Source organism: Arthrobacter sp. W4I7 (genome assembly GCF_030816215.1).
GTDB classification, from domain to species: domain Bacteria; phylum Actinomycetota; class Actinomycetes; order Actinomycetales; family Micrococcaceae; genus Arthrobacter; species Arthrobacter siccitolerans_A.
In genome coordinates this window covers 780,989-803,962 of the sequence record NZ_JAUSXU010000001.1, presented here as the reverse complement: position 1 = coordinate 803,962, position 22,974 = coordinate 780,989, and the positions used below count along the sequence as shown (strand labels likewise).

At 66.4% G+C, this 22,974-nt stretch carries 22 protein-coding genes; 9 read left to right on the top strand and 13 right to left on the bottom strand.

Features of this window, described 5'->3' with window-relative positions:
* The first annotated feature begins 138 nt into the window (after positions 1-138).
* A complete protein-coding gene (locus QF047_RS03715; protein WP_307274107.1) occupies positions 139-1,245 on the top strand; it encodes an alkaline phosphatase family protein in 1,107 nt (368 codons plus the stop codon).
* Positions 1,246-1,347: 102 nt separating this feature from the next.
* Entirely contained in the window at positions 1,348-3,957 is a 2,610-nt protein-coding gene (locus QF047_RS03710; RefSeq protein WP_307274104.1) for an AMP-binding protein, read from the top strand.
* Positions 3,958-4,154: 197 nt separating this feature from the next.
* Here QF047_RS03710 and QF047_RS03705 read toward each other — a convergent pair whose 3' ends face one another.
* Positions 4,155-4,949 carry a hypothetical protein gene (locus tag QF047_RS03705; protein WP_307274102.1) on the bottom strand — a complete coding sequence of 265 codons (795 nt, stop codon included), beginning with the start codon at positions 4,947-4,949 and terminating at the stop codon, positions 4,155-4,157.
* Between the two features lie 140 nt (positions 4,950-5,089).
* Here QF047_RS03705 and QF047_RS03700 point away from each other — a divergent pair, with 140 nt between their 5' ends.
* From QF047_RS03700 to QF047_RS03690, 3 genes are all read left to right on the top strand, one after another.
* Positions 5,090-5,455, top strand: a complete 366-nt coding sequence (locus QF047_RS03700; RefSeq protein WP_307274099.1) for a metalloregulator ArsR/SmtB family transcription factor — start codon at positions 5,090-5,092, stop codon at positions 5,453-5,455.
* The gene (locus tag QF047_RS03695; RefSeq protein ID WP_307274095.1) at positions 5,452-6,525 is read left to right on the top strand and encodes a cation diffusion facilitator family transporter; all 1,074 of its coding nucleotides are present in this window, start codon (positions 5,452-5,454) and stop codon (positions 6,523-6,525) included. Before QF047_RS03700 ends, QF047_RS03695 begins: the two co-directional genes overlap by 4 nt.
* 813 nt (positions 6,526-7,338) lie before the next feature.
* Entirely contained in the window at positions 7,339-7,905 is a 567-nt protein-coding gene (locus QF047_RS03690) for an ABC transporter permease (RefSeq protein WP_307281749.1), read from the top strand.
* Between the two features lie 6 nt (positions 7,906-7,911).
* Here the strand turns inward: QF047_RS03690 and QF047_RS03685 are convergent, their stop codons facing one another.
* Together QF047_RS03685 and QF047_RS03680 are read right to left on the bottom strand one after the other, a co-directional pair.
* Positions 7,912-8,355: an SgcJ/EcaC family oxidoreductase gene (locus tag QF047_RS03685; protein ID WP_307274093.1), complete on the bottom strand. Its 444-nt coding sequence runs from the start codon at positions 8,353-8,355 to the stop codon at positions 7,912-7,914.
* Positions 8,356-8,480: 125 nt separating this feature from the next.
* Complete coding sequence (locus tag QF047_RS03680) at positions 8,481-8,855, bottom strand: cupin domain-containing protein (RefSeq protein ID WP_307274091.1); 375 nt, start codon at positions 8,853-8,855, stop codon at positions 8,481-8,483.
* A 350-nt stretch (positions 8,856-9,205) separates the two neighbouring features.
* On the opposite strand from QF047_RS03680, the gene QF047_RS03675 reads away from it, so the two are divergent.
* Both QF047_RS03675 and QF047_RS03670 read left to right on the top strand, forming a co-directional pair.
* Complete coding sequence (locus QF047_RS03675; protein WP_307274088.1) at positions 9,206-9,475, top strand: hypothetical protein; 270 nt, start codon at positions 9,206-9,208, stop codon at positions 9,473-9,475.
* A 3-nt stretch (positions 9,476-9,478) separates the two neighbouring features.
* Entirely contained in the window at positions 9,479-10,063 is a 585-nt protein-coding gene (locus QF047_RS03670) for a triose-phosphate isomerase family protein (RefSeq protein ID WP_307281745.1), read from the top strand.
* Between the two features lie 63 nt (positions 10,064-10,126).
* Here the strand turns inward: QF047_RS03670 and QF047_RS03665 are convergent, their stop codons facing one another.
* The 8 genes from QF047_RS03665 to QF047_RS03630 all read right to left on the bottom strand — a co-directional run bounded on the left by QF047_RS03665 (position 10,127) and on the right by QF047_RS03630 (position 19,415).
* On the bottom strand, positions 10,127-10,903 hold the full coding sequence (locus QF047_RS03665) for an SDR family NAD(P)-dependent oxidoreductase (RefSeq protein ID WP_307274084.1): 777 nt from the start codon (positions 10,901-10,903) through the stop codon (positions 10,127-10,129).
* A gap of 28 nt (positions 10,904-10,931) precedes the next feature.
* Positions 10,932-12,311, bottom strand: a complete 1,380-nt coding sequence (locus tag QF047_RS03660; RefSeq protein ID WP_306635365.1) for an MFS transporter — start codon at positions 12,309-12,311, stop codon at positions 10,932-10,934.
* 142 nt (positions 12,312-12,453) lie between these two features.
* The gene (locus QF047_RS03655; RefSeq protein ID WP_307274080.1) at positions 12,454-13,422 is read right to left on the bottom strand and encodes a 3-hydroxyacyl-CoA dehydrogenase family protein; all 969 of its coding nucleotides are present in this window, start codon (positions 13,420-13,422) and stop codon (positions 12,454-12,456) included.
* 17 nt (positions 13,423-13,439) lie between these two features.
* Positions 13,440-13,907: a ribose-5-phosphate isomerase gene (locus tag QF047_RS03650; RefSeq protein ID WP_307274077.1), complete on the bottom strand. Its 468-nt coding sequence runs from the start codon at positions 13,905-13,907 to the stop codon at positions 13,440-13,442.
* Entirely contained in the window at positions 13,900-15,678 is a 1,779-nt protein-coding gene (locus QF047_RS03645; protein WP_307274074.1) for a dihydroxyacetone kinase family protein, read from the bottom strand. Before QF047_RS03645 ends, QF047_RS03650 begins: the two co-directional genes overlap by 8 nt.
* A 76-nt stretch (positions 15,679-15,754) precedes the next feature.
* Complete coding sequence (locus QF047_RS03640; protein WP_307274071.1) at positions 15,755-16,765, bottom strand: sugar phosphate isomerase/epimerase; 1,011 nt, start codon at positions 16,763-16,765, stop codon at positions 15,755-15,757.
* 175 nt (positions 16,766-16,940) lie between these two features.
* Positions 16,941-17,852: an NAD(P)-dependent oxidoreductase gene (locus QF047_RS03635; protein WP_307274068.1), complete on the bottom strand. Its 912-nt coding sequence runs from the start codon at positions 17,850-17,852 to the stop codon at positions 16,941-16,943.
* A 39-nt stretch (positions 17,853-17,891) separates the two neighbouring features.
* Complete coding sequence (locus tag QF047_RS03630; RefSeq protein ID WP_307274065.1) at positions 17,892-19,415, bottom strand: four-carbon acid sugar kinase family protein; 1,524 nt, start codon at positions 19,413-19,415, stop codon at positions 17,892-17,894.
* Between the two features lie 74 nt (positions 19,416-19,489).
* Between QF047_RS03630 and QF047_RS03625 the strand changes: the two genes are divergently transcribed.
* A complete protein-coding gene (locus QF047_RS03625; protein ID WP_307274062.1) occupies positions 19,490-19,783 on the top strand; it encodes a hypothetical protein in 294 nt (97 codons plus the stop codon).
* A 3-nt stretch (positions 19,784-19,786) separates the two neighbouring features.
* Positions 19,787-20,071, top strand: coding sequence for a DUF1540 domain-containing protein (locus tag QF047_RS03620; protein ID WP_306635378.1), 285 nt, complete (start codon positions 19,787-19,789; stop codon positions 20,069-20,071).
* A gap of 72 nt (positions 20,072-20,143) precedes the next feature.
* On the opposite strand, the gene QF047_RS03615 is transcribed toward QF047_RS03620, so the two are convergent.
* Positions 20,144-21,331 carry a glutamate--cysteine ligase gene (locus QF047_RS03615; protein ID WP_307274058.1) on the bottom strand — a complete coding sequence of 396 codons (1,188 nt, stop codon included), beginning with the start codon at positions 21,329-21,331 and terminating at the stop codon, positions 20,144-20,146.
* Positions 21,332-21,347: 16 nt separating this feature from the next.
* Positions 21,348-22,973, bottom strand: coding sequence for a M20/M25/M40 family metallo-hydrolase (locus QF047_RS03610; protein ID WP_307274055.1), 1,626 nt, complete (start codon positions 22,971-22,973; stop codon positions 21,348-21,350).
* Position 22,974 lies beyond the last annotated feature (1 nt).

Here is a 22,974-nt window from a genome sequence, read left to right as displayed (position 1 = left end):
AAAATCACAAATTGCCGTGGCGCCACCGGGCCAAGCTGTGGGAGAGTTTAGCCATCGATCCGCCCTCCCCCCGCCTCCACCCGTTGAGGCCGGCAACTGCCGCGGGCCCCGTGGCGCTTCGGCTTGAAGGAGGGCAGCGTGCTCGGCAGTCGACAGGGCGTAGGGCGGCGAGCCCGCCCCGAACGGAGGTCCCGGCAGCACCTGGCGGTGCTGCTGCTGGTCCTTGCGGCTCTCCTTTCGGGCTGTCAGCCGGCCCCGACCCCTCCGGAGCCTGAGCACGCCGGTGCGCCCAGGCATGTATTTGTGATCAACCTGGAGAACCAGGGATACGATCGGGTTTTCGAGGCCGGGTCCGCCGCACCCTACCTGTCAGGGACGTTGCGGTCCCAGGGCGTGCTGTTGACCAGTTACTACGGCATCGCCCATGATTCATTGCCCAACTACCTCGCCCAGATCTCCGGCCAGCCGCCAAATGACCGCACATCCCGGGATTGCCCCACGTTCACCCCCGTCACCTCGTCCCGGAGGGACAGCCAGGGCCGGGTGCTGGGCAAAGGCTGTGTATATCCAGCCGATGTCCCAACGCTCGCCGGGCAGCTGACCTCAGCCGGGAGGACGTGGAAAGGCTACATGGAAGACATGCACTCACCGTGCCAGCATCCCGCCCTCGGCGCCGAGGATGACCACCGCGGCGCCACTCCGGGGGACCAATACGCCACACGCCACAACCCGTTTGTCTACTTCCGCTCCATCACCGACTCCCCCGCCTGCGACAGCAACGTGGTCAACTACACCGCACTGGCCCGCGATCTCGCTTCAACGGACACCACCCCAAACCTTTCGTACATCACTCCGAACCTGTGCCATGACGGGCACGATCAGCCCTGCGTGGACGGCACCACCGGCGGCATCGCGGCAGCGGACCAGTGGCTGGGCACCGCGGTGCCGGCAATCCTCGCCTCACCTGCCTTCCGGCAGGACGGGATGCTGATCATCACCCTGGATGAGGCCGACGGCGGCCGGACCGGACCGTCAGGAGCCGTCGCCGGGGGCGCGGAGGGCGGGAAGGTGGGCGCCCTGGTCCTGTCCCCGTTCACGCCCGCGGATTCAACCAGCGACACGCCCTACAACCACTACAGCCTGCTGGCCAGCATCGAAGACTTCTTCTCCCTGCCCCGCCTGGCCGGCGCCCGTGACCCGGGCGTGAACGCCTTCGGATCCGACGTGTACAAGGCCCGCGCCTGACGCCGGCTGCCCCGCCCATCGGCAACTCTCCTCCACGTCATCTTCGCGGACGAAGACATTGTCCATTTGAGTTAGGTTAGGTTTACCTTTTACGGTCCTGCTGTGACCACATACACAGAGCTGGCCGGAGTCTCCTTTGCCGCACAGCTGGCCCGCTTCGGCGACCGTACCGCCGTCAGCACGAACAAAGAGACGCTGAGCTACCGCGAACTGGCCCACCGCGTGGATGACGTGGCCCGGTCCTTCGGGCCCCGCCGCCGGCTGGTTGCCCTCGAGGCGGAGAACACGCTGCCCTCGCTCGTTGCCTACCTCGCGGCCCTGCAATCCGGCAATCCGCTGCTGATCCTGCCCGCTGGCGGCGGCTCAGCCGGGGAGGCACTCGTGGCGGCCTATGATCCGGACGTTGTGGTCCGCGCGTCGGACGGGGAAGCGGTCCTGGACGTGCGCCGCGAACAAAGCCACCACGATCTGCACCCCGAGCTGGCGCTGCTGCTGAGCACGTCCGGGTCCACCGGCTCGCCCAAGCTGGTCCGGCTTTCCGCGGACAGCATCCAGGCCAATGCCGCCGCCATCGCCCAGTACCTGCAGCTGCGTCCCAGCGACACCGCCGCCACCACGCTCCCCCTCTCCTACTGCTACGGCATGAGCGTGGTGAACAGCCATCTCCTGGCGGGTGCTTCCCTGGCGCTGACGGATCTTTCCGTGGTGGACCCGTGCTTTTGGGAACTCGTCCGCACCGAAAACGTGACGTCCTTCGCCGCGGTGCCCTACACCTTCGACCTGCTGGACCGCGTGGGCTTCGCGGACAAGGACGTGCCCAGCCTGCGCTACATCACGCAGGCTGGAGGGCGCCTCGCTCCTGACCGCGTCCGCTCCTACGTCGAGTTGGGCCGGCGGCAGGGGTGGGACCTGTTTGTGATGTACGGCCAGACCGAGGCCACAGCGCGGATGGCATACCTGCCGCCGGATCAGGCCGCGGAGAATCCCCATGCCATCGGTGTGCCGGTGCCGGGCGGGTCCTTCAGGCTTGAGCCGGTCCCCGGGCTCGACGCCTGCGAGCTGGTGTACACCGGACCCAACGTGATGCTGGGCTACGCCGAACGGCCCGAGGACCTGGCCTTGGGGCGGGTCATCACGGAGCTTCACACCGGCGACCTCGCCCGCCGCAGCCCCGACGGGCTCTACGAAATTGTTGGCAGGCGCAGCCGTTTCGTGAAAATCGTGGGGCTCCGGGTGGATCTGGGGCAGGTGGAACGGATACTTGCCGATCTGGGCGTAACCGCTGCCGCCGCCGGCTCTGACCAGGCGGTGGTGGCCGCGGTCGAAGGCGACCACGACCTGTCCCTGATCGCCAAAACCCTGGCGCAGGACCTGGGCCTGCCGCGCGCCGCCGTCGAACTCTTTGCCGCGGAAGCCATCCCGCGCCTTGCCAACGGGAAGCCGGACTATCCCGCCGTCGCCGCCCTGGCTGGTGAAAAGGAGGACGACGGCGGCCGGCCCGCTGCTGCGCCGCATTCCGAGGCAGGTACTGCTGACGTCCGGCGCATCTTGAGCGAGGTCCTCGAGCAGGACGACGTGGGCAACACTGACACGTTCGTGTCCCTGGGCGGCGACTCACTGTCCTACGTCGCGGCGTCCATCCGGCTGGAGCAGGCGCTCGGATACCTTCCCCGGGGCTGGCACCTGATGCCGGTCTGTGAACTTTCGCCCTCGCCTGCGCCGCACGAGACGCCCGGCCAGGTCCCGCCGTCGGGCAATCCCGTCCCGGAAACGCCGCGCGGGGCGTCCGGCTGGCGGCGGAAAGTGCTTGCGCCGATGGAGACGGGGATTGTGCTCCGTGCCGTCGCCATCATCTGCATCGTCTCCACGCACATCGGATTCTTCCACTGGCAAGGCACTGCCCACGTCCTGATGGCCGTGGCCGGCTATAACTTTGCCCGCTTCCAGCTCTCCGGCACGCGCATTGCACGGCTGCGGCGGCAACTGCGGAGCGTCGCGCGGATTGTGGTGCCCAGCGTCGCGGTCATCAGCCTCGCGTTCGCGGTGACGGACAAATATTCCTGGCACAACGTGTTCCTGCTGAACCCGCTGCTGGGGCCGGAGGGGTGGACCGACCATTCCCGTTTTTGGTTTGTGGAGATCCTGGTCCACATCCTGATCGGGCTCGCTGCGGTGCTGGCGATCCCTGCTGTTGACCGGGCCGTGCGCCGGTGGCCTTGGGCCTTCGGCCTGGCCCTGGTAGCCATTGATGTGCCGCTGCTTTTTGGCCTCGTGGAAAGCCGCTATCCCGGCCAGGGCCCGGTGCTGTGGCTGTTCGGGCTGGGATGGGCGGCGGCCGCGTCCCGGACGTTGTGGCAGAAGGCGGCCGTGACGGCGGTTGCGCTCCTGGTCACGCCGACGTGCTTCGACAACCCCTATCGGACCGGGACGATCCTGGCGGGCTGCCTCATCCTGCTCTGGGTGCCCACCCTGCACGTGCCGCGCGGACTTCACCGGATCACCGCGTTGCTGGCGAGCGCGTCGCTGCACGTCTACGTCACGCACTGGCTGGTGTACCCGCTGGTGGATCCGGTGGACAAGGGGCTCGCGGTCCTGGCGTCCCTGGCCTGCGGGGTCCTTTACTGGGTCCTGGCCACCCGGGCGATGGGCTTTGGTGAAAGGTGGATGAAGCGGCGGCGCTTGGAGGCCCGCGCCACCCGCTCAAGCGTTTAGGCCGGCCTGCTGCGCATGCGGCCCTAGAAGCGGTTGCGGGGCGGGCGGGCCTGGCCAGCGCGCATCTGCTTCGCTTTCCGGGCCTGCATTATGCGGCTGATGATCGTGGGGAGCAAAGCAAACAGCAGTTTCTTCATTAACGGATCCTCCGGTTGGTGGGGCCTGGTTGGTGGGTTCTTGACGTCAGCTCGGATTGTTCACGGCTGGCTCTCGGCTGCCCGGACGTCACTGTAGGGATCGTCGGGATTCTTCAGCGGCACACCGCCCGCTTCCGTGCCTGAATAGGAGGGACGGGCAGGTTCCCCGTAGATGGTTTCGCCGTAGGTTGCTGGGGCCGCTGGCTGCTCCTGGTAAACCGGCTCCGCACCCCACGGCGGAGCAGTCGCTCCACTGGCTTGTGCCTGCGAAGGCGTCGGCCGGCCTCCATCGTCCCGGCCCCCTGCCTGCATACTGCGCGCGAGCCGGCCCGCGAGGATTCCTGCACCGGCAGCCAGGAGCAGGAACGTGCCGGGCTTGCGGCGGGCGAACGACTGCACTTGAACCAGGAGCGTCCCCGGTTCAGCGCCTTCGATCCAGGAAGCAGCGGAGGACGCCCGCCCGGCTACCTCACGGACCAAATCGCTGGCCACTCCCTGTTTCTCCGGGGCATCAGCCATAGTGCGCAGCTGGCTTGAGATGCCACGGATTCCCTCTGCGGCCTTCCGCTGCTGCTCGCCGGCCTGGCTGCCCAGGCCTGATTTCGCCTGCTGCAGCAGGCCCTGCGCACTGGACTTGGCTTCGGCTGCAACATTTCCGGCCTCGGCCTTGGCGGTCTGCGCCACACTGCGGGCCGCACCAACCGCTTGCTCCGAGACCTTCGACGCCTCCCGCTTTGCTGCATCCTTCGTGGTGACGTACGTTTCCGGCTCCGCCGAAGCATCGTCCGGTAAAGCGTTCCCGTACTGGTCGAGGGAGGTTCCGGCAGAGTCTGCAGGCCACTGGTTTTCCGTCATTGTCACTCTCTTCCATTGATACGCAGCTGGACACTGGAAACAGCAGGACTAATAGTAAGTATGGTTACTAATTAGATGGTAGGCATAGCTGGCGACGGCTGCCAAGGCGGGAACCAAGATTTATATGCAAGAATATGCGCATGAATGCAGATAGCAGTGCTTGCGCGTTGAGCGCGGACAGCCAGTACGTGGAGCTGGCCGTCGAGGTCTTCGCCATGCTGGCCGACGCCACCCGTGTCCGGATCATCCTGGCCTTGCGCGACGGCGAGATGGCCGTCGGTGAGCTGGCCGAAGTAGTGGGCAAAACACCGGCCGCAGTGTCCCAGCACCTCGCCAAGATGCGCTTGGCCCGGATGGTCTCCCCGCGCCAGGACGGCACCAGGGTTCTGTACCGGCTGGAAAACGAGCATGCGCGCCAGCTGGTGGCAGACGCGATTTTCCAGGCCGAGCACGCTCTCGGCGGGGAACCGGAGCACCACCGCCGCGAGCGGACGGCAGACGCATGAGCAGGCAGGAGCACCTTCACGAGCACGCAGACGCCGAGCATGATCATGGGCATCCTCACGAGCCGGACCACGGGCACAGCCACGCGCATGAGCCTGGCCACGATCATGACCACGGCCACCATCACCACGGCGGCTTCAAAGGCTGGCTCTTCGAGCTGTTCGTCCCGCACACGCACGATGCCGCCGACTCCATCGACGACGCCATGGAAGCCAGCGTCGAAGGTATCCGGGCGCTGAAGATCAGCCTGTTCCTGCTGCTGGGCACCACGGTCCTGCAGTTCCTCGTGGTGCTGGTCAGCGGTTCCGTGGCGCTGCTGGCGGACACCATCCACAACTTCTCGGACGCCCTCACCGCGGTTCCGCTGTGGGTCGCCTTCATCCTGGGCCGCCGCGCCGCCACCCGCCGCTACACCTACGGCTTCGGCCGGGCGGAGGACCTCGCGGGCCTGTTCATCGTCGCCGTCGTTGCCCTGTCCGCCGTCGTGGCAGCCTGGCAATCCGTGGACCGGCTCCTGCACCCCCAGCCGCTGACCAACCTGTGGTGGGTCTTCGCCGCAGGCCTGATCGGCTTCGCCGGCAACGAGGCAGTGGCCATCTACCGCATCAGGGTGGGCCGCCGGATCGGATCCGCCGCCCTCGTGGCCGACGGCGTGCACGCCCGCACCGACGGCTTCACCTCCCTGGCCGTGGTGTTCGGCGCCGTCGGCGTGATGCTCGGCTTCCCGCTGGCCGACCCCATCGTTGGCCTCCTGATCTCCGCGGCCATCCTCGTCCTCTTGTGGGGGACGGTCCGCAGCATCGGGCGGCGGCTGATGGATGGCATTGAACCGGAGCTGGTGGACACAGCCCAGCAGGCCCTCGAGGGCACGCCGGGAGTCCTTGCCGTGCCGCATCTGCAGCTGCGCTGGTCAGGTCACCGCCTGCAGGGCGCGGCAACCCTGGTGATGGACGACGGCGTGACGCTGGCTTCCGCCGAACAGGTCATCGAGGAAGCCGCGCACCGCCTGAAGCATGCCCTGCCCAAGGCGGACCACATGGTCCTCACCCCCTCCGGCGGCAGCATCCAATAGCGCAAGGCCGGGCCGCCGTCGTCCGTTCCATCCCGGTTGCTTTCCGTACGCAACGGCACCGCGCCGGGAACGACGGCGTGTCCTCCCCCTGAACCGCAACCCGGCAGAAGCAACTGGGCGGGAGGTTACGGGGTCAGCAGCAGAACTTTCAGTTGTACTTTCGACTGTCGTGTTCGGGTGGGCGATCCCCTTGGGCAAGGTGTCCCGACCAGGTTCCGACACGGCGATCTGCTTTTCCGCAAAGAGTACAGTGCCGGCGAAAAGTCCCTTTCGGGTCCTCCACGGTCAGCCAGTGGTGCCCAACGTTCAGCTTACAAAGCAGCGTCTGAAACATGATGATCCATCCAGGGATGCCCGCACGGAAGTTTTGTACGGCCTTACCAATAGGGCGGAAAGCCGGTGCGTTGCCCAGAAAGTGGGACGGCAAGATAATTCCAACAGTTACTGCCAAGGCTCCAATTGTCCGCCCCTGCAGACGTGGGCACCAGTACCAGGCATCCCCTGCCCGCCGGCGCTGGCCCGAAGCCCTTGTCATCGGGAATTGTCTGACCCTCCCTTGAGGATTGGTGCAGGTGGGAAGGACGCACTGGCGAAAACAGTCGGGCAAGGGGTGAGGGGCCATAGGCTGGGCTGATGGCCGAGATCGCTGATGATGCCGCCCAGCACCAGGCTGATGAGGGCGAGCTGGGCGGCGCCGCGGAGGATGGCCAGAGCGGGGGCAACGTACGACGGCGTGCGCGCGCCCCGGAGGACGGCAACGGTGAGTGCCATCAGGATGGCCACTGCCACGAGAGTGGGCACCAAGGCAGCGAGATGCGGTGGGTGGCGATGGCGCTGCTGGTGATGTTCACGGTGGCCGCCGTCACCGCAACCCGCCGGCTGACGTGGTCCTGGCAGCGGTTTCCCGTGGTGGCAGGGACCATGGCCGCGGGCATCACGGTGACTCTCGCCGTCGTGTTCGGCACGGGGGCCATCGAGTTTACGCCGCGGTACGTCCTCGCCGTCGGCGGCATTGTGATCGGCAACTGCATGACCATCGCGGTGCTGGCAGGGCGCCGCTTTTTTGAAGCCGTCCGCGAGCAATGGGACCAGGTGGAAGGCTGGCTGGCGCTGGGCGCCACGGCCCGGCGGGCCACATTAACCCAGGCGCGCTACTCGGTGCATGCCGCCCTGATCCCCTCCACCGACCAGACCAAAACCACCGGCCTGGTGACCTTGCCCGGCGCGTTTGTGGGTGCGATCTTCGGCGGCGCGTCCCCCTTGGAGGCCGGCCGGTTCCAGGTGGTGGTGCTGGCGTCAATCATGGCGGCCGGTGCCCTCACCGCCGTCGCACTCATCCGCTCCCTCGGAGCCGTAAAGGTTCGGCCGGAACAGTTCTAGGCCCGCTCACCCGGCAAGCATCTGCCGCAGCTCGGCGGTCATCGCGTTCACCAGCTCGGGCCTGCCGTGGAACTGGGCCGGCGTGTTCTGGAAGAGCTCGATGCCCCAGACGCCGTCTTCGCGGACGGCCACCATGGTCTGGTGCGCGAGGGTGGCCGGGGATACGTCGGTCCGCCCGGGCGGCACCAGTCCGGTGATGGCGATCAGTAGCGCCGTGCCGGGCCCCAGCGGGCGCACTCCGCGCACCTTGGTGACGTACGTAGCGGTTTCGTGGTCCTCGAAGATGGGAGCCAGGTGCTGGAAGATCTCGTCCGGCCCCGTGGCTGTACTGCCGTCGAATCCGATCTGGAGCCCGCGCTCCCGGAAAAGTTCCGCCATACCCCGGGCATCCCGCCGGTTCCAGGCGGCGATCAACCCCCCGTACGGCCTGCGGACTTCTGAATCATCCATTGCCGCTCCCAAGGAACGTCCGGATGGCCTCTGGGTCTACGAGGCCGGGCGCCACCGCGATCACCGCGCGGAGCCCCAGGGCCGCGATCCCGGCGCGGCGCGACCCGCGCCGGGGCTCTGCAGGCCTAGGCAGGCTTGGCAAAGGCAGCCGCGCTCATGATTTCGTAAGCGACGAATGGCGCGTCACCTTCCACCCACGCGTCATGGCCGGCCGGAATGGTGTAGGCGTGGCCCGCAGTGACCGTAGCCCGGGTGCCGTCATCCATTTGGACCGTCAGCGTTCCGGCAGCGCAGATCCCGACGTGATTGACCTGGCAACTGTCCGTGTGCACCACGGTCTTGATGGTCTCGGACCACCGCCAGCCCGGCTCAAAAGTAAACCTGCCCAAAGTGGTGTCTCCGATGTTGACCACATCGACGGCGGTCTTGGGCGGACGGCGCCGTTCGTCGGGTTCGTCGAACGACTTCGCCTCAAGGGCTTTGACTGCTTCTCCGGCCATTTCCTTCTCCTGACAGGGAGTGATTGGAACTATTCATCCGGAGCGCCCAGACCGCTCCTGGGGTAGGTTGGCCGGCCTGGGGTAAGTCTCACGCCGTGCCAACACTGGCACCCAGCGGTATCAGCGTGCGCCCGGGAGGGGAAGGTGTCAATATCTTGTTACCCTCCATTCAGGGCAGGTCCGCTGTGGCACGGCTTTGCTGGAGCTGCCATAGTCTTATCCTCATCCAGCGCTACTCAACGGTAGGGACAGACACATGAGCATCAGCGTGAACCGGCGCCTGGTCATCGGAGCCGACCACGCCGGATTTGGGTACAAGCAAGCCCAGAATGCCGATCGGGAGGCTTAAGGTGTCATCTCTTCCTGACCGCGCCGCGGGCGCAACACGCACAACCGGGGCCGGGGCCGGGAATCAAACCGGGGCCATCATCGGTGTCAGCCTGAAAATGTACTTCGGCTATGAACGCACCCTCGCCTGGTGCAGGGCCGTTGCCGGCATAGCCTCCGCACACCCGGCAGTGCGCAACGGTGACATCGAACTCTTTGTCCTCCCGGCCTTTCCGGTTCTCGCCGAAGCGGCCCGTGTCCTGGCCCCGACCGGCACCGGCACTGGTGCCTAGGACATCTTCTGGGAAGACGAAGGCGCCTACACCGGGGAGGTCGCCGGACCAATGATCACAGAACTCGGCGGAGCGTATGCGGAGATCGGCCACGCCGAACGACGCCGCCTCTTCGGGGAAGACGACGATGTCATCGGGCGGAAGCTCGCTGCCGCCTACCGCAACAGCCTTACGCCCGTCCTGTGCATCGGCGAGAGGTACCGGGGAACTGCCACTGAGGCGGTGCGCCAGTGCATTAGCGAGATGGAGGCCGTGTTCAGGCGTGCAACAAGTCTGGGCGCCGGGGGGCGGACTATCGTGGCCTACGAGCCGCAGTGGGCGATCGGCGCGCCGGAACCGGCAACGCCGGAGTACATCAGCGCCGTCATCACCGGGCTGGACACGCACCTGCGTTCATTGCCCGGGCAGGCCGAGAGCCGGGTCATCTACGGCGGCAGCGCCGGGCCGGGCCTGATCGGCCGGCTCGATATGTCCGTCGCCGGCCTGTTCCTGGGTCGCTTCGCCCATGACCCGAAAGCGCTGAAAACCATCCTGGACGAGACCGCCGCGCGGCTGGGCCTGCCCGGCCCTGCAGAACGCACGCCATGACCTCAACTATAGGACTGAGCTGTGCTATCGGACTGAGTTGTGCGACGAGAAACCCGCGAAGGGTCAGGAAATCTGCAGCCCCCCGTTGATGTCGTAGGTGGAGGCCGTGATGAAGCCGGCGTCCTCGCCGAGGAGGAACACCATCAGGGCTGCGATGTCCCGCACGGTCCCCACGCGGCCGACCAGGATGTCCGCAGCCATGTCTGCCTTGCGCTCCTCAGTCAGCGTGCCACCCATGATGTCGGTGTCCACGGGTCCGGGAGCCACGCAGTTGACGGTGATTCCATGCTGGCCCATTTCCCGGGCCAAGGCTCGGGTAAAGCCGATGATGGCCGCCTTCGAGGCGCTGTAAGCCACCTTGGAATAGGTGCCGCCACCGCGCTGCGCGGAAATGGACGAGACACTCACGATCCTCCCGAGCTTCCGCTCAATCATGCCCCGGAGCACGCGCTGAGTAACGAGGAACGTACCTGTCATGTTGATCTTGAACACCCGCTCCCAGCCCTCGAGCGTCTCGTCCATGAACTCCGTCGGTGAACTGATGCCCGCCAGGTTGACCAGGCCTACGATTGGCGGCAGCGTGGCCTCGACCTCGTCAATGGCGGCGTTGACCGTCGCCTGGTCGGAGACGTCCGCGCCTACCCCGATCGCCGGGACCCTGTAAACGTCCGCGATTTCTTCGGCGGCCTTCCGTGCCGAGTCGCCGTCGATATCCAGGATCGCCACCGCCCAGCCTTGGCTCGCGAGCATTTCCGCCGTTGCCCGGCCGATACCGCGCGGCGATGCGGCACCCGTCAGCACCGCAGTCCGCTCGGCCGGAAACGTTTGTGAAGGAGTCATGTCCAGTTGGCCTCTCGTAGCATGGTTGTCAGTTCCTGGTGTCGAAATCGTCGGCAGCGACAGCTTCCTCACCGACCGCGGCCGGCGTGCCCGGCTTTACATGTCCCTCCGCGCGGTGGCGCGCGTAGAGGAAGGTGGCGACGGCGGTGATCGCAAGGCAGGCGGCGAGGAACACCAGGCCGGACCGGTTGTCTCCGGTGGCGTCGTTGAACAGCCCTACGGCGTAGGGAGCAACGAAGCCGCCCAGGTTGCCGAGCGAGTTCACCATGGCAAGCCCGGCTGCCGCGGCAGCGCCGACCAGAGCCGTCGAGGGCATGGCGAGGAACGGGGCGATGGCGGAGTAGATGCCCATGGCCGCCAGCGTCAGGGCCATCATGGCCAGGACCGCGTTGACCTGGACCAGGTATCCGGCGGCCAGCAAACCAACGGCGGCCATGACCATGCTGATGCTCGCATGCATGACCCGGTTGCCGGTGCGGTCAGAGCGCCGGCTCCAGAAGTACACGAAGACGGCGGCAATCGTGTACGGGATGGCAACGATGAAGCCGACTTGCGTGGTGGTGAATTTGCCCAGTGCGGCGACGATGGTAGGCATCCACAGGCCGAGGCCGTAGATGCCGCAGACCAGTCCGAAGTACAGCGCGGAGTAGGCGATGGTCCGCGAGTCCTTGAGGCCTGCGAGGAAGTGATGGGGCTGGCCCTTCTGCTTGTGTGCCAGCTCATCGTCCATGGTCTTGGTCAGCCATTCCCGCTCATCGTCCGCCAGCCAATGCGCATGGCTGGGGCGGTCGGTCATCAGGAACGGGGTCAGGAGGCCGAGGAGGATGGCCGGGACGCCTTCAATGATGTAGAGCCATTGCCAGCCTTGGAGGCCCAGAATGCCGTCCATCTGCAGCAATAGGCCCGAGACCGGGGCGCCCAGGGCATTGGAGACGGGCTGGGCGAGGATGAAGATGCCCAGTACCGTGACGCGCTGGGCGGCAGGGAACCACAGCGTCAGGAAGAACAGGATGGCAGGGAAGAACCCCGCCTCAGCGGCACCCAACAGGAACCGGATGACGTAGAACGTTACCTCGCCATTGACCAGCGCCATGGCCGTGGCAAAGATGCCCCAAGAGATGAGGATCCGGGCGATCCATTTACGGGCGCCAAACTTGTACATGCCGCCGTTGCTCGGGATTTCCAGCAAGGCGTAGCCGAGGAAAAAGATGCCTGCGCCGAGGCCATAGGCAGAGGCACTGAGGCCGATATCCTCGCTCATGGTCAGCTTTGCGAAGCCGACGTTGTTCCGGTCCAGGTAAGCGATGAAGTAAAGCAGGACGACCAGGGGCATAAGGCGGTTGCGGACCTTGCGCAGCGTCCGCTGGCCCAGCTCGTCAAGTTGATTGGCAGGATTCATTGACGTCATCGTGCACCTCGCTGTGAGTAACGATCCCGCCCGGTTCCGCAGCGGAACAATACATATTTACCACTGAGAAACGCAATAGTCACCATACTTAGCATCTTCAGTTTGGGATTATTGCCGGGCAGCACTTCCCATCAAGCAGGTTTTAGTTGATGGGTGCGGGTCCGAGTTCTTCGAGGAGCTTTTGCATGGCGACGTAGGCCTTGTTGCGGTAGGCGACCAGTTCGGGGGTGCGCTCTGCCGGGACGTTGAGGAAGCCGGATCCGGTTTTGGTGCCGAGCTTTCCGGCCTCAACCAGGTCCGTGAGGATTTTCGGAGTCGCGAAGCGTTCCGGGAAGTCGGTCTGCAGGGATTTGTAGCAGAAGTTGTAGACGTCCAGGCCGGCCATGTCGGCGATCGCGAACGGGCCGAAGAACGGCAGCCGGAAACCGAAGGTGGTACGGACCAGGGTGTCGACGTCTTCCGCGGTCGCGATGCCCTGTTCCACCAGCTGGGCAGCCTCGTGGAAGAGGGCGTACTGCAGCCGGTTGAGCACGAACCCGGTGACGTCCTTGACCACGGCGGTCTGCTTGTTGGCGGCGTGAACCAGGTCCCGGACGGTCCCAACGGTGGCAGCGGAGGTCCCGGCGTGCGGGATGATCTCCACGCCAGGAATGAACGGGGACGGGTTGGAAAAATGCACGCCCAGGAACCGTTCCGGGTTGGTGACCGGTTGTGAGAGCTCAGCGATGGAGATGGTGGAGGTGTTGGAGCCGATGATGGCGTCAGGACGGGCGGCGGCGCTGATGCGGGCCAGGGTCTCGTGCTTGATGGCGATGACCTCGGGGACGGCTTCTTCAATGAAGCCGGCGTCCGCCACGGCTTCCTCGATGTCCGTGGCGGCCCAGAGGTTTTGCCGCAGGGTCTCGGTGGCGCCCGCGGGGAACAGGCCGTCGGTTACGAACTGGTCGGATTCGGTAAGCAGCCGCTCGTAGTTCTGCCGGGCCACCTCGGCGGACACGTCCGCCAGTGCCACCCGGGCGCCGCCAAGCGCCAGTACCTGGGCGATCCCGCCGCCCATGTAGCCGGACCCGACCACCGCGATCTTGCCTGGGTTTTTAGGTGTTTCCGTCATGGCCAGTCATTCTCCAATCAGTCGGATTCGTAGGAGTGGATGGCGTCCACCTTGGCCGCGGAGGCCGAGCTTTCATCGAAGCGGTAGCTGAGCCATTCGCCCACGAGCTTCTTGGCAAGTTCCAGGCCGATGACCCGCTGGCCCATGGTGAGGACCTGGGCATTGTTGCTCAGGACCGAGCGTTCCACGGAGTAGCTGTCGTGCGCGGTGACGGCCCGGATCCCTGGGACCTTGTTGGCCGCGATAGCCACCCCCAGGCCCGTGCCGCAAACCAGCAGCGCCCGGTCGGCTTCGCCGTCGGCCACCTTCCGGGCGGCGTTGACGGCAAGATGCGGGTAGGCGGTGGAGTCGTTGGCGTCGACCCCGATGTCCACCACGGAGGCAACGCGGGGATCGGCTTCAAGCAGCGCCTTCAGGGCGTCTTTATATTCAACGCCAGCCTCATCGTTACCGATGACGATGCGCCAACCTTCGGTGTTAGTCATTGTGTACTCCCTTACCGGCCGTTGTGGCCTCGTCCGATGTTGCAGATTCTGGCCTGGTCAGTTCCCTCTTGATGTGTTGGGCGATCCGTTCGCTGATGAGTCCGAACGAGACCGCGCCGGGGTCAGGGTGCCCAAGGCTCTTTTCCGCGAGGGGCCGGGCGCGGCCCTTGAGCGGGCGGAGATCAGCAGTCCGGTCGGCGGCTGTCTGTGCAGCGGCGGCAGCGGCGGCGAGGGCGTCAGCCAAGGAGGTGCCGCCGTCGAGCTCGCCCAGCAAGGTGTCCCGGAAGGGCAGGAGGGCGTCCACCATGGTCTTGTCCCCGGGTTCGGCCTTGCCTAGTTCGGTGATCGCACTCGCGAAGGCCTTCACCGCGGCGGCCGCATCCCCGGCCGAGTAGGACTGGCGGTTGCCCAGCGCCAGGCCCGCGGCGATGACCGCTGATCCCCAGAGCGCTCCCGAGGTTCCGCCGGCCCGTTCGCTCCAGGCCTCCCCGGCGGCGGTCAGGACCCGTTCAACCGATGCCCCGGTTGCCGCCTTCCGCTGTCCGGCCTCGAGGGCCGCGTCCACGCCGCGGCGCATGCCGATGCCATGGTCCCCGTCGCCGGCGATGGCATCGAGGTTGCCCAGTTCCTCTTCGTACTCGACGACGACGTCCCGCACCCGGGCGAGCACGGCCGCCGCCTGCTGCCCGATCGCTGCCGCTGCGGAGGTGGTGTCCTCGGCCGCCTCGGACGCGGCGGCCTCCGGGCCGGCAAGTTCCCGGCGGGCCCGGGCTGGCGTGTTGCCCTTGCGGAACGCCGGGGTGTCGGCCGGGGCGGCCCAGTACTGTTCGAGTTCCTCGTCGAGCCAGAGCAGGGTCAGGGAGAGCCCGGACATGTCCAGACTGGTGACGAGTTCGCCGCATTCGGGCTCCACCACGGTCAGTCCGGCGGCACCGAGGAGCTTCTCAATCTTGCCGAAGAGCAGAAACAGCTCGTCGTACTTGACCGTACCGAGACCGTTGACGATGGCGACCACGCGGCTGCCGGCGTCCTCGGGCTTGTCCTCCAGAAGCTTGGAAACAAGCAGCCCGGCCAGCTCCGAGGCGGTCGGCATCGGGTGTTCGGAGACGCCCGGCTCGCCGTGGATTCCCAGGCCGAGTGACATCTGGCCCTCCGGGACGCTGAACAGCGGCGCGTCCGAGCCCGGCAGGGTGCACCCACCGAACGCCACCCCGAGCGAACGGGTGCGGTGGTTGGTCCGGACCGCGAGGCGCTCCACCTCGTCCAGGTTGAGGCCAGCTTCGGCGGCGGCGCCGGCGATCTTGAAGACGGTAAGGTCCCCGGCGATGCCGCGGCGCTTTTCGATCTGCTCCACCGGTGCGCTGGCGATGTCGTCGGTGACCAGGACGGTGCGGGTCTCGATCCCTTCGGCGTTCAGGCGCAGCTGGGCCTGGCCGAAGTGCAGCACGTCCCCGGCGTAGTTGCCGTAGCTCAGCAGCACACCGCCGCCGGCGTTTGCGGCTTTCGCCACCCGGTAGACCTGCCCGGCCGCTGGTGAGGCGAAGATATTCCCGCAGGCCGCGGCGGCGGCCAGGCCCGGACCCACGAGCCCCGCGAACGCCGGGTAGTGGCCGGAGCCGCCGCCGATCACCAGGGCGACCTGCCCGGCGGGAACCTCGGTGGCGCGGACTACGCCGCCGTCCACCCGGGCGACATGGCCGGGGTAGGCCGCGACGAAGCCGTCCAGTGCCTCATCCGCGAACTCGGCGGGATTATCGAAAATCTGCGTCATGATTCCTCATCGAATCCGTGTTGGATTATTAGTTTCCGGTACGGGGTCCGCGCCGCGCGGGGGGCCTGCCATCTGTTCAGGAGCCGGCCACTCTGGCGCCGGCGCCGGCGGGCTGCTGCCGGCCCTGCGCCACCTTGCTCGTGCCCAGGGCATAGCCGTCGGTCTTCGGCAGGACGTGGCGGCGCAGGTAGTCCTGGTTGCTGGCCGTAACCGACAGGCCGTCGCCGCCGTAGTGCTCCGTGCACAGAATCCCCTGGAAGCCCACGGAGATCGCCATCTTGAATGCCTCGCGATAGTTGATCAGGCCGTATTCCATCGGGGCCGGCATGGCAACATAGCTGTCCCGGGCCACGTCCTCATCACGGATGTAGTTCTTCATATGCCAGTAGTTCGAGTAGGGCAGGGTCTTGGCCAGGAGTTCGCGCCAGTCTTCGATCGGCCGGTGCAGGCGGACAAGATTTCCGATGTCAGGGTTCAGCCCGACGTTGGCCAGTCCAATATCCTCCACCAGCTGCACCGACGAGCTCCCGGTGCCAAGGTAGGTGTCCTCGTACATCTCCAGCGAGAGCAGGACCCCCACCTCGGCCGCGTGCCGGCCGAGGTCGCGGAAACGCATCACCGCGTTGTCCCAGGCTTCCTTGTCGTCCACGGGATCCTTGTAACCTTCAACCGTCCAGAACCAGAGGTGCTTTTGCTGCTCCGGGGTGATTGCCTGGTGCAGGCCAAACGAAACCACTTCGCAACCGAGTTCAGCCGCGGCGTCGATGGTTCGATGGCTGTACTCAAGGTTGGCTGACCAGTTGCCTTTCTCGATCACGCTGCGGCGGATGGCCGAGATGACGGGAATGCCGATGCCAACGCTTTCGGCGGTCTGTTTGAACTCGGTCAGGCGTTCTTTGCTGAGATCGCCGGGACGAACCCAGCTGTCCGTGAGGTCGGCGTCGGCAAAGCCGGCTTCCTTGACTTCGGTGAAAACCTCCGCCCAGGCGGAAGCGTCAGCGTCGTTGATTGGTGTGCCTTGGGCGTCCGTTCCTGGAAACTGCAGGAGGGCCGCGGTGATCGGCCAATTTTCAGCTGTGTACGCCATTGGTTCTTCACTCCTTCGTGAATCCTGTTCCTGGAGGAACCGCCCCGGCAGAAAGCTGTCAAGGCTACAAGGACTGTCCCGGGACACTCAGAAACCTATCGGGACTGTTCCCGCTTTGGAAGGGGTCACCGACTGCCCAGGCCATCCAGCTGTGGCGACGCACCCGAAGGTCCACTTATCCCTCGGTAAGTCCGGTGCGTTTGGTGGGGGCGATGACTTTGATGACGGCGGAGTCGTCGGCGGCGGCGAGGCCTTGGGCCTGGCCGAGGAGGTAAAGCTGTTCGGCGGCCGCGGCTACGGGGGTCGCGAGGCCAGCGGCGCGGGTGGCTTTGCCTACGATGCCCATGTCCTTGACGAAAATGTCCAGGCGGGACAGGACTTCAGCGCCGCCCTCGTTGTAGGCCTCTAGGATGCGGGGGCCGCGGTTGGAGAGCATGAACGAGCCGGCGGCACCCGCTTCGAGGGCGGCGAGGGTCTTGGCCTGGTCAAGGCCGAGTGCGTCAGCGAGGGCCATGGCTTCTGCGGCGGCCGCGATGTGGACGCCGCAGAGGAGCTGGTTGACGGTCTTGAGGGCCTGGCCGTCGCCGGGCTTGTCGCCCACAACGGTCAGGGTGGAGGCGAGCAGTTCCAGGACCGGGCGGGCGCTGTCCAGGGCCTCGGGCGAAGCACCGACGACGATCAGCAGGTCTCCTTCGCCGGCGCGCTTGGGGCCGCCGGAGAGCGGGGCGTCAACGAGGGCGACGCTGAGTTCGGCGAGGCGGGCCACCGTCGGGGGGACCGCGTCGGTGCCGACGGTGCTGCCAAGGATCACGACGGCGCCGGGTTTGAGCACGGCCGCGACGCCGGTGGCGCCGAAGAGGACCTCGTCGAGCTGTTCGGCGTTGCGTACCGCGAGCAGCAGGGCATCGGCGCCCCGGGCCGCTTCCCTGGCGGAGGTGAAGGTCCGGATGCCTGCCTCCTCCGCGAGTTTCAGGCGCGGTTCGGCGATGTCGAAGCCGTGGACGGTGAGCCGGGTGGCGAGACGGGCCGCCATCGGCAGGCCCATCGCGCCCAGGCCAAGGACGGTGACTGTGTACTGTGCGGTCATGGTGTTCTCCAGTGAAGGCATCGTTTCAGGTGGTGGGGGCTAAAAGGTGTTGCTGAGTTTGCGTGTGACCTGGACCAGGGACTGGTCATCACCCACGTTGCCAGCGAAGACGACGAACGGGATGCCCTTGGCAGGGCCGTCCACCGGCTCCCAGAGGCTCACGATGCCCGGCAGCATGGGCCCTCGGACCATCGCATGCCGGATCTCCAGTCCATGGGCCGCGACGTCGGAGGAAGTGATGCCGCCCTTGGCGATGACGAACCGGGGCGGGAAAGTCTTGAGCGTGCGGTTTACCACGGAGACGACGGCGGCAGAGACAGTGCGTGCGATCCGCAGGCTTTCGACAGTGTCATCGGTCCTGATCAGCAGGCGGCTCGTGTGCAGGATCACGTCCCCGCCGTGCAGGGCAGCGGTGACCTCATCGACGCACCGGTCCAGGTAGGCGTCCGCGTCCGCGCGGAGCAGTTCCGCAACATCAATCTCTACGATCCGGGCCGCGGCGTGCTGGTCGGTAAGGGCCTTCAGCTGGCGGGTCGTAACGCCCACGTGCGAGCCCACCACGATCAGGCCGCCAGCCTCGGACGGGGTATGGCCGGCGTAGGCTTCCGCGCCGCTGAGCTCGGCCCGGATCTCCTGCCCGATCCGGGCCCGGACGAACGGCGGACCTACCCGGTAGAGGAGGTTCTTGCCGCGGCGTTCCGCTTCCTCCAGTCCCAGGGCAAGGGCGCGCAGATCATTCTCCGTCACAATGTCCGCCACGATCGGGGTGGACTCCGTCGCCGCGCCGATCGCGTCCGCGATCGCCCGGGCCGAACGCTCCGGATCCGCAGGAACACCGTCTGTCCCGGCCCCGGCCCGGACAATGTCCAGACCCAGCACGATCACCGACGCTGCCGGGAAACGGCCGCCGGACTTCTCCTCCACATACCGGGCCATCTCGGAGCTGGCGAACCCGAAGCTGGCATCACGGGCAAACTCCGTCTCCGCGACCGGGATCAGCTCCCCCGCCGCGGCACCGGTCCCGCGCATGTAATGCACACCGCCGATCGTCACCCTGCCCGCGTCCGGGAACGCCGGCACGATCACCACCCCGTCGGTCACCTCACCGCTGACCGCGGCGACCGTTGCGGCAATAACATCGGGCTCCAACGGAAAGTGCCCCCGCAAGGTCGAATCACTCCGGCTCACAAAACCCACCTTCAGCGGGACAGCCCCCGCGCCGGAGGCGGTGCCGGATCCGGTGGCGCCGGCCGCCGCCGTCAGGGCGTTCCGGACGACCTCCTCATTCCGGACGGCCGCCTCGGCCGGATCCAGGCTGCGCGTGTTCGTAAGCACATACACCGCAGGCTTGCCCTGCCCAAAAGCCCATTCGAAGTCCGCCACTTCCCACCGCGTCAACACCGGCAAATCGGCCACCGACTGGGTACCCGTCGGATCATCATCCAAGACCACCAGAATCCGGAAAATCTCCGCGGAGGACCCCGCTACTTTACGGGCTACCAGCGTGGCGGGAACCTGGACTTCGGGCGGAAAAGAGGCCAGCAACTCTGCTTCTATGGGCACTTTGAACTCCGATATGGGGGAACGATTGGCTCAATTGCCTTTGTAAGTTTCCTGGCCTAGGGGCTCGTTGCCCTGTGGCACGCATCACCGTGATTCTTCAGCAGAATATTCCTTTAAAGGGCCAGGGGCACCAGGGTGGAGCAAAATCGGGCGGGAATCTTGTCGGTGCGGTTTCCGGCCAGCTGACACTTCATACTCCCGTTACCGCCGAAGGTGCCGATAACCCATGTTCCGGGCCGACCATGTGCCACTTGGGCAACAGCTTGAATTACGTCAACAAATTGGGTCTTTTTGATCCACCGCGTCGCGCCTACCGTGGGACAACACAGGACGGCCAAACCGGGCTGCCGAAGTACGGAGGGTCTTAAAAGATGACATCGCACGTCGCAGACTGCAGCGTAACCAACTGTTCCTTCAACGACCATACAAACTGCAACGCCGCCGCCATCACCGTCAGCGGCGCCGAAAACCACGCCAGCTGCGCAACGTTCATTGACACCGGCATGCACGGCGGCCTCCCCAAGGTGCTGGCCGACGTCGGAGCCTGCCAGCGCAGCGAATGCGTCCACAACGACCACCTGATGTGCCAGGCACCGGAAGTCCATGTGGGTCCCGGCGCGGACAACGCCGACTGCCTCACCTACGCCCACAGCTAAGCTTCCCGCCCCGGTGGTTGAGCCTGTCGAAACCTTGGCGGGCCCAACTACCGGCGCTTTTGCGTGTCCGGGCTACTCTGCCGGCGCCCACAGCGTGCAGTTGATCGCGTCCGCCACCACGTCCTGCAGCTCGCCGGTGCGGTGCAGCACTTCCAACTGGCGGACAGCACCGGTGCCAGCAGCCAGCAGATCATCAATCAGTGCTTCCACCCGGTCCAGGTCCCCGCTGTCCTCCAGCGCACGACGGATGTGATTCAACAAGGTATTCACGACGGCGAGCGCCGAGGAAGGGCGGCTGGTGAGCGGATCCAGCAGCTCGCCGCGCAGTCCCCACCGGCTGGCCTTCCAGCCGGCCAGGCGGAGCAGTGCCGCCGGCACAGCCACGGGTTCGATGCCGTCCCGCCACTCCCGGGCCGCGGTCTCCACCAGCCCGCGGACAATACCGGCAAGCAGCACGGTGTTCTCCGGCCGCAGGCAAACATCGGCTATCCGGACTTCAACTGTGGGATAGTGCCGCGACAGCCGCGCGTCGAAGTAGATCATGCCCTCGTCCAGAGCCACGCCAGTGCTGATCATGTCGTGCACGAGCTGGTGGTAGGCATCCGGGGAACCGAGGATTTCCAAGGGTCCGGCGGACGGCCACCGGTTCCACACCTGCGAGCGGTAGCTGGCATAGCCGGTTTCTTTTCCATGCCAAAAGGGGGAGTTGGCGCTCAGGGCGATCAGCACCGGCAGCCAGATGCGGATCCGGTCCAGCACGCCCACAGCCTCTTCCGCCGACTCCACAGACACATGGATGTGGCAGCCGCAGGTGAGCTGTTCCCTCGCGGTGAGCCCGTACTCTTCGGTCATGGCCATGAAGCGGCGCAGCTGCACCGGGTGGGGATCGGCAGGAAGTGGGGACGTGGCCAGAGCGGCTACCCGAACGCCCACGTCCTGTGCCGCCCTGTCCGCGATGGCCCTTCCCCGAATGATGTCCGCTTCCAGCGCGGCCATGGTGGCGTGCGGAGGAGTGACTACCTCGATCATTTCCTGCTGGAATTCTGCGGTCAGCACTGGACCGGAAGCGGAGTCCATCGGACGGACGTACAGGTCCCACAGCGCGCCGGCCACAGGCACTGCCTCTCCCGTGCCTGGGTCCACCAGCAGCAGCTCCTCCTCGACGCCGAACGTCCGCGGCACCCCTTCAGCGTCGCGTCGGCCGGCGCCCAGGACTGAGCCGGCCTCTGCCGTGGCGCCTTCTGTTCCTGAGCCGTCCATCGCCGTCGTCCTTCTGTCATTCCATCCGGGCCAGTTCGTCCCAGAAACACGCAAGCGTGGCCGTGCCGTTCATCAGGACCTCCAGGTTGGCGCTCTCGTCGCTGTCATGCCAGTGGTCCTCCACCAGGCCCGTGCCGAAAAACAGGACCGGGGTATCCAGTGACCGGCTGAGGAGCTCGGCCGGCCCGCCGCCTGCATTGCCCATCCTGCCCACAGTGCCGGTGCGGAAGCCGCTGGCCATGGCCCGTTCCAGCGCGGCAACAGCCGGATGGTCCGGAGTCCAGTACGGCTCCTGGGCGGTCTCAAGGTCCACGCTAAGCGTGTGCCCGTAGTTCTCCCCGACGGTGTCCTGAACCCATTGCCGGAACTGCTCCGCCACTTTCTCCACACGCTGGCCGGCGACGGTCCGGAAGCTCAGGTCCACGGACGCCACCGACGGAACGGCGGCGCTGGAAAGTCCGACAGGATCGCCGGCGATCAAAGCTGTGACCTCCACCGCCGGCCGGAGCCACAGGCGTTCCGGAACCGTGTACCCCTTCTCGCCCAGGATGCTTCCGGACTCGGAGCGCTCTACCCAGTCCTCTTCTGTAAACGGCAGGCGTGCGAGCGCCTCCCGAAAGTGCTCCGGCACTGGCGCAATGTCGTCGTAGAATCCGGGGATGGCGATCCGGCCATCTTCGTCGTGAAGGCCGGCGAGCAGCCTGCCCAGTTCAAAGGCGGGATTGGGCGCCGCCCCGGAGACGGCGCCGCTGTGGACGTCCACGTCAGGACCAGTAAGCTCCAGGTGCGCGCTGAGCATCCCGCGCAGGCTCAGGCACAAGGCTGGATGATCTGCGCGGAAGAGCAGGGTGTCCGAGAAGAGCACCAGGTCCGCCTTGAACCTGTCCCCCTGCTCCTCCAGCAGCTGGGCCAGGTGCGGCGAACCGCTCTCTTCCTCCCCCTCTACGAGGTACTTCAGGTTGACGGCGGGCGCGGGGGTTGAGCCTGAACTCCCGGCGGTTGAGCCCGTCGAAACCCCGGTGGAGTGCGAGAGCGTTGGGGTTTTGGCCGCATTAAGTGAGAGAGCGTCCGGGTTTTGGGGGTCATAAGTGAGAGAGCGTCTGGATTGTTGGTGCAGGTGGGCGCGGAGGGACCAGAGGTGGGCCAGGACCTGCCCCTTGGCGTCTGAGCTGCCCCGCCCGTAGAGCCGACCGTCCCGCACCACCGGCTCAAAGGGTGCGGTCTGGTCCCACTGCTCGGGCTTGGCCACCCGTACATCGTGGTGGCTGTACACCAGGACGGTGGGGGCGCCGGGGGCCTCACACCATTCGGCGTACACGGCGTGCGACTCCCCGGTGGGCAGCACCTCCACCACCGGAAAGCCCACGCCGCGGAACGCCGCTGCCAGCCAGTTGGCCGAGCGGAGCAGGTCCTGCGCGTGCTCCGGCTCCCCCAGCACGCCGGGCACGCGCACCCACTCGGCCAACTCCCGCTCCAATTCGCCCTGCTGTGAGCGGACGAAGGCGTGAAGGTCCGTGCCGCCGTCGTTCTCCGCAGCTGGCTCCGGGCCATGGTTCTTGAGGCCCTCGTTGTCCGGGCCGTCGTGTGTCAGTTCCTCGTGACCGGGCCCGTCATGGCCCTCGAGGCCGTGATACTGCTCCATG

Excerpts from the sequence above, each read along its gene's own strand:
- QF047_RS03665 (WP_307274084.1), bottom strand. The coding sequence starts at position 10,903 with ATGACTCCTTCACAAACGTTTCCGGCCGAGCGGACTGCGGTGCTGACG.
- QF047_RS03680 (WP_307274091.1), bottom strand. The coding sequence starts at position 8,855 with ATGGCCGGAGAAGCAGTCAAAGCCCTTGAGGCGAAGTCGTTCGACGAA.
- QF047_RS03685 (WP_307274093.1), bottom strand. The coding sequence starts at position 8,355 with ATGGATGATTCAGAAGTCCGCAGGCCGTACGGGGGGTTGATCGCCGCC.
- QF047_RS03640 (WP_307274071.1), bottom strand. The coding sequence starts at position 16,765 with ATGGCGTACACAGCTGAAAATTGGCCGATCACCGCGGCCCTCCTGCAG.
- QF047_RS03610 (WP_307274055.1), bottom strand. The coding sequence starts at position 22,973 with ATGGAGCAGTATCACGGCCTCGAGGGCCATGACGGGCCCGGTCACGAG.
- QF047_RS03650 (WP_307274077.1), bottom strand. The coding sequence starts at position 13,907 with ATGACTAACACCGAAGGTTGGCGCATCGTCATCGGTAACGATGAGGCT.
- QF047_RS03660 (WP_306635365.1), bottom strand. The coding sequence starts at position 12,311 with ATGACGTCAATGAATCCTGCCAATCAACTTGACGAGCTGGGCCAGCGG.
- QF047_RS03695 (WP_307274095.1), top strand. The coding sequence starts at position 5,452 with ATGAGCAGGCAGGAGCACCTTCACGAGCACGCAGACGCCGAGCATGAT.
- QF047_RS03645 (WP_307274074.1), bottom strand. The coding sequence starts at position 15,678 with ATGACGCAGATTTTCGATAATCCCGCCGAGTTCGCGGATGAGGCACTG.
- QF047_RS03635 (WP_307274068.1), bottom strand. The coding sequence starts at position 17,852 with ATGACCGCACAGTACACAGTCACCGTCCTTGGCCTGGGCGCGATGGGC.
- QF047_RS03690 (WP_307281749.1), top strand. The coding sequence starts at position 7,339 with ATGCGGTGGGTGGCGATGGCGCTGCTGGTGATGTTCACGGTGGCCGCC.
- QF047_RS03700 (WP_307274099.1), top strand. The coding sequence starts at position 5,090 with ATGAATGCAGATAGCAGTGCTTGCGCGTTGAGCGCGGACAGCCAGTAC.
- QF047_RS03620 (WP_306635378.1), top strand. The coding sequence starts at position 19,787 with ATGACATCGCACGTCGCAGACTGCAGCGTAACCAACTGTTCCTTCAAC.
- QF047_RS03705 (WP_307274102.1), bottom strand. The coding sequence starts at position 4,949 with ATGACGGAAAACCAGTGGCCTGCAGACTCTGCCGGAACCTCCCTCGAC.
- QF047_RS03655 (WP_307274080.1), bottom strand. The coding sequence starts at position 13,422 with ATGACGGAAACACCTAAAAACCCAGGCAAGATCGCGGTGGTCGGGTCC.
- QF047_RS03615 (WP_307274058.1), bottom strand. The coding sequence starts at position 21,331 with ATGGACGGCTCAGGAACAGAAGGCGCCACGGCAGAGGCCGGCTCAGTC.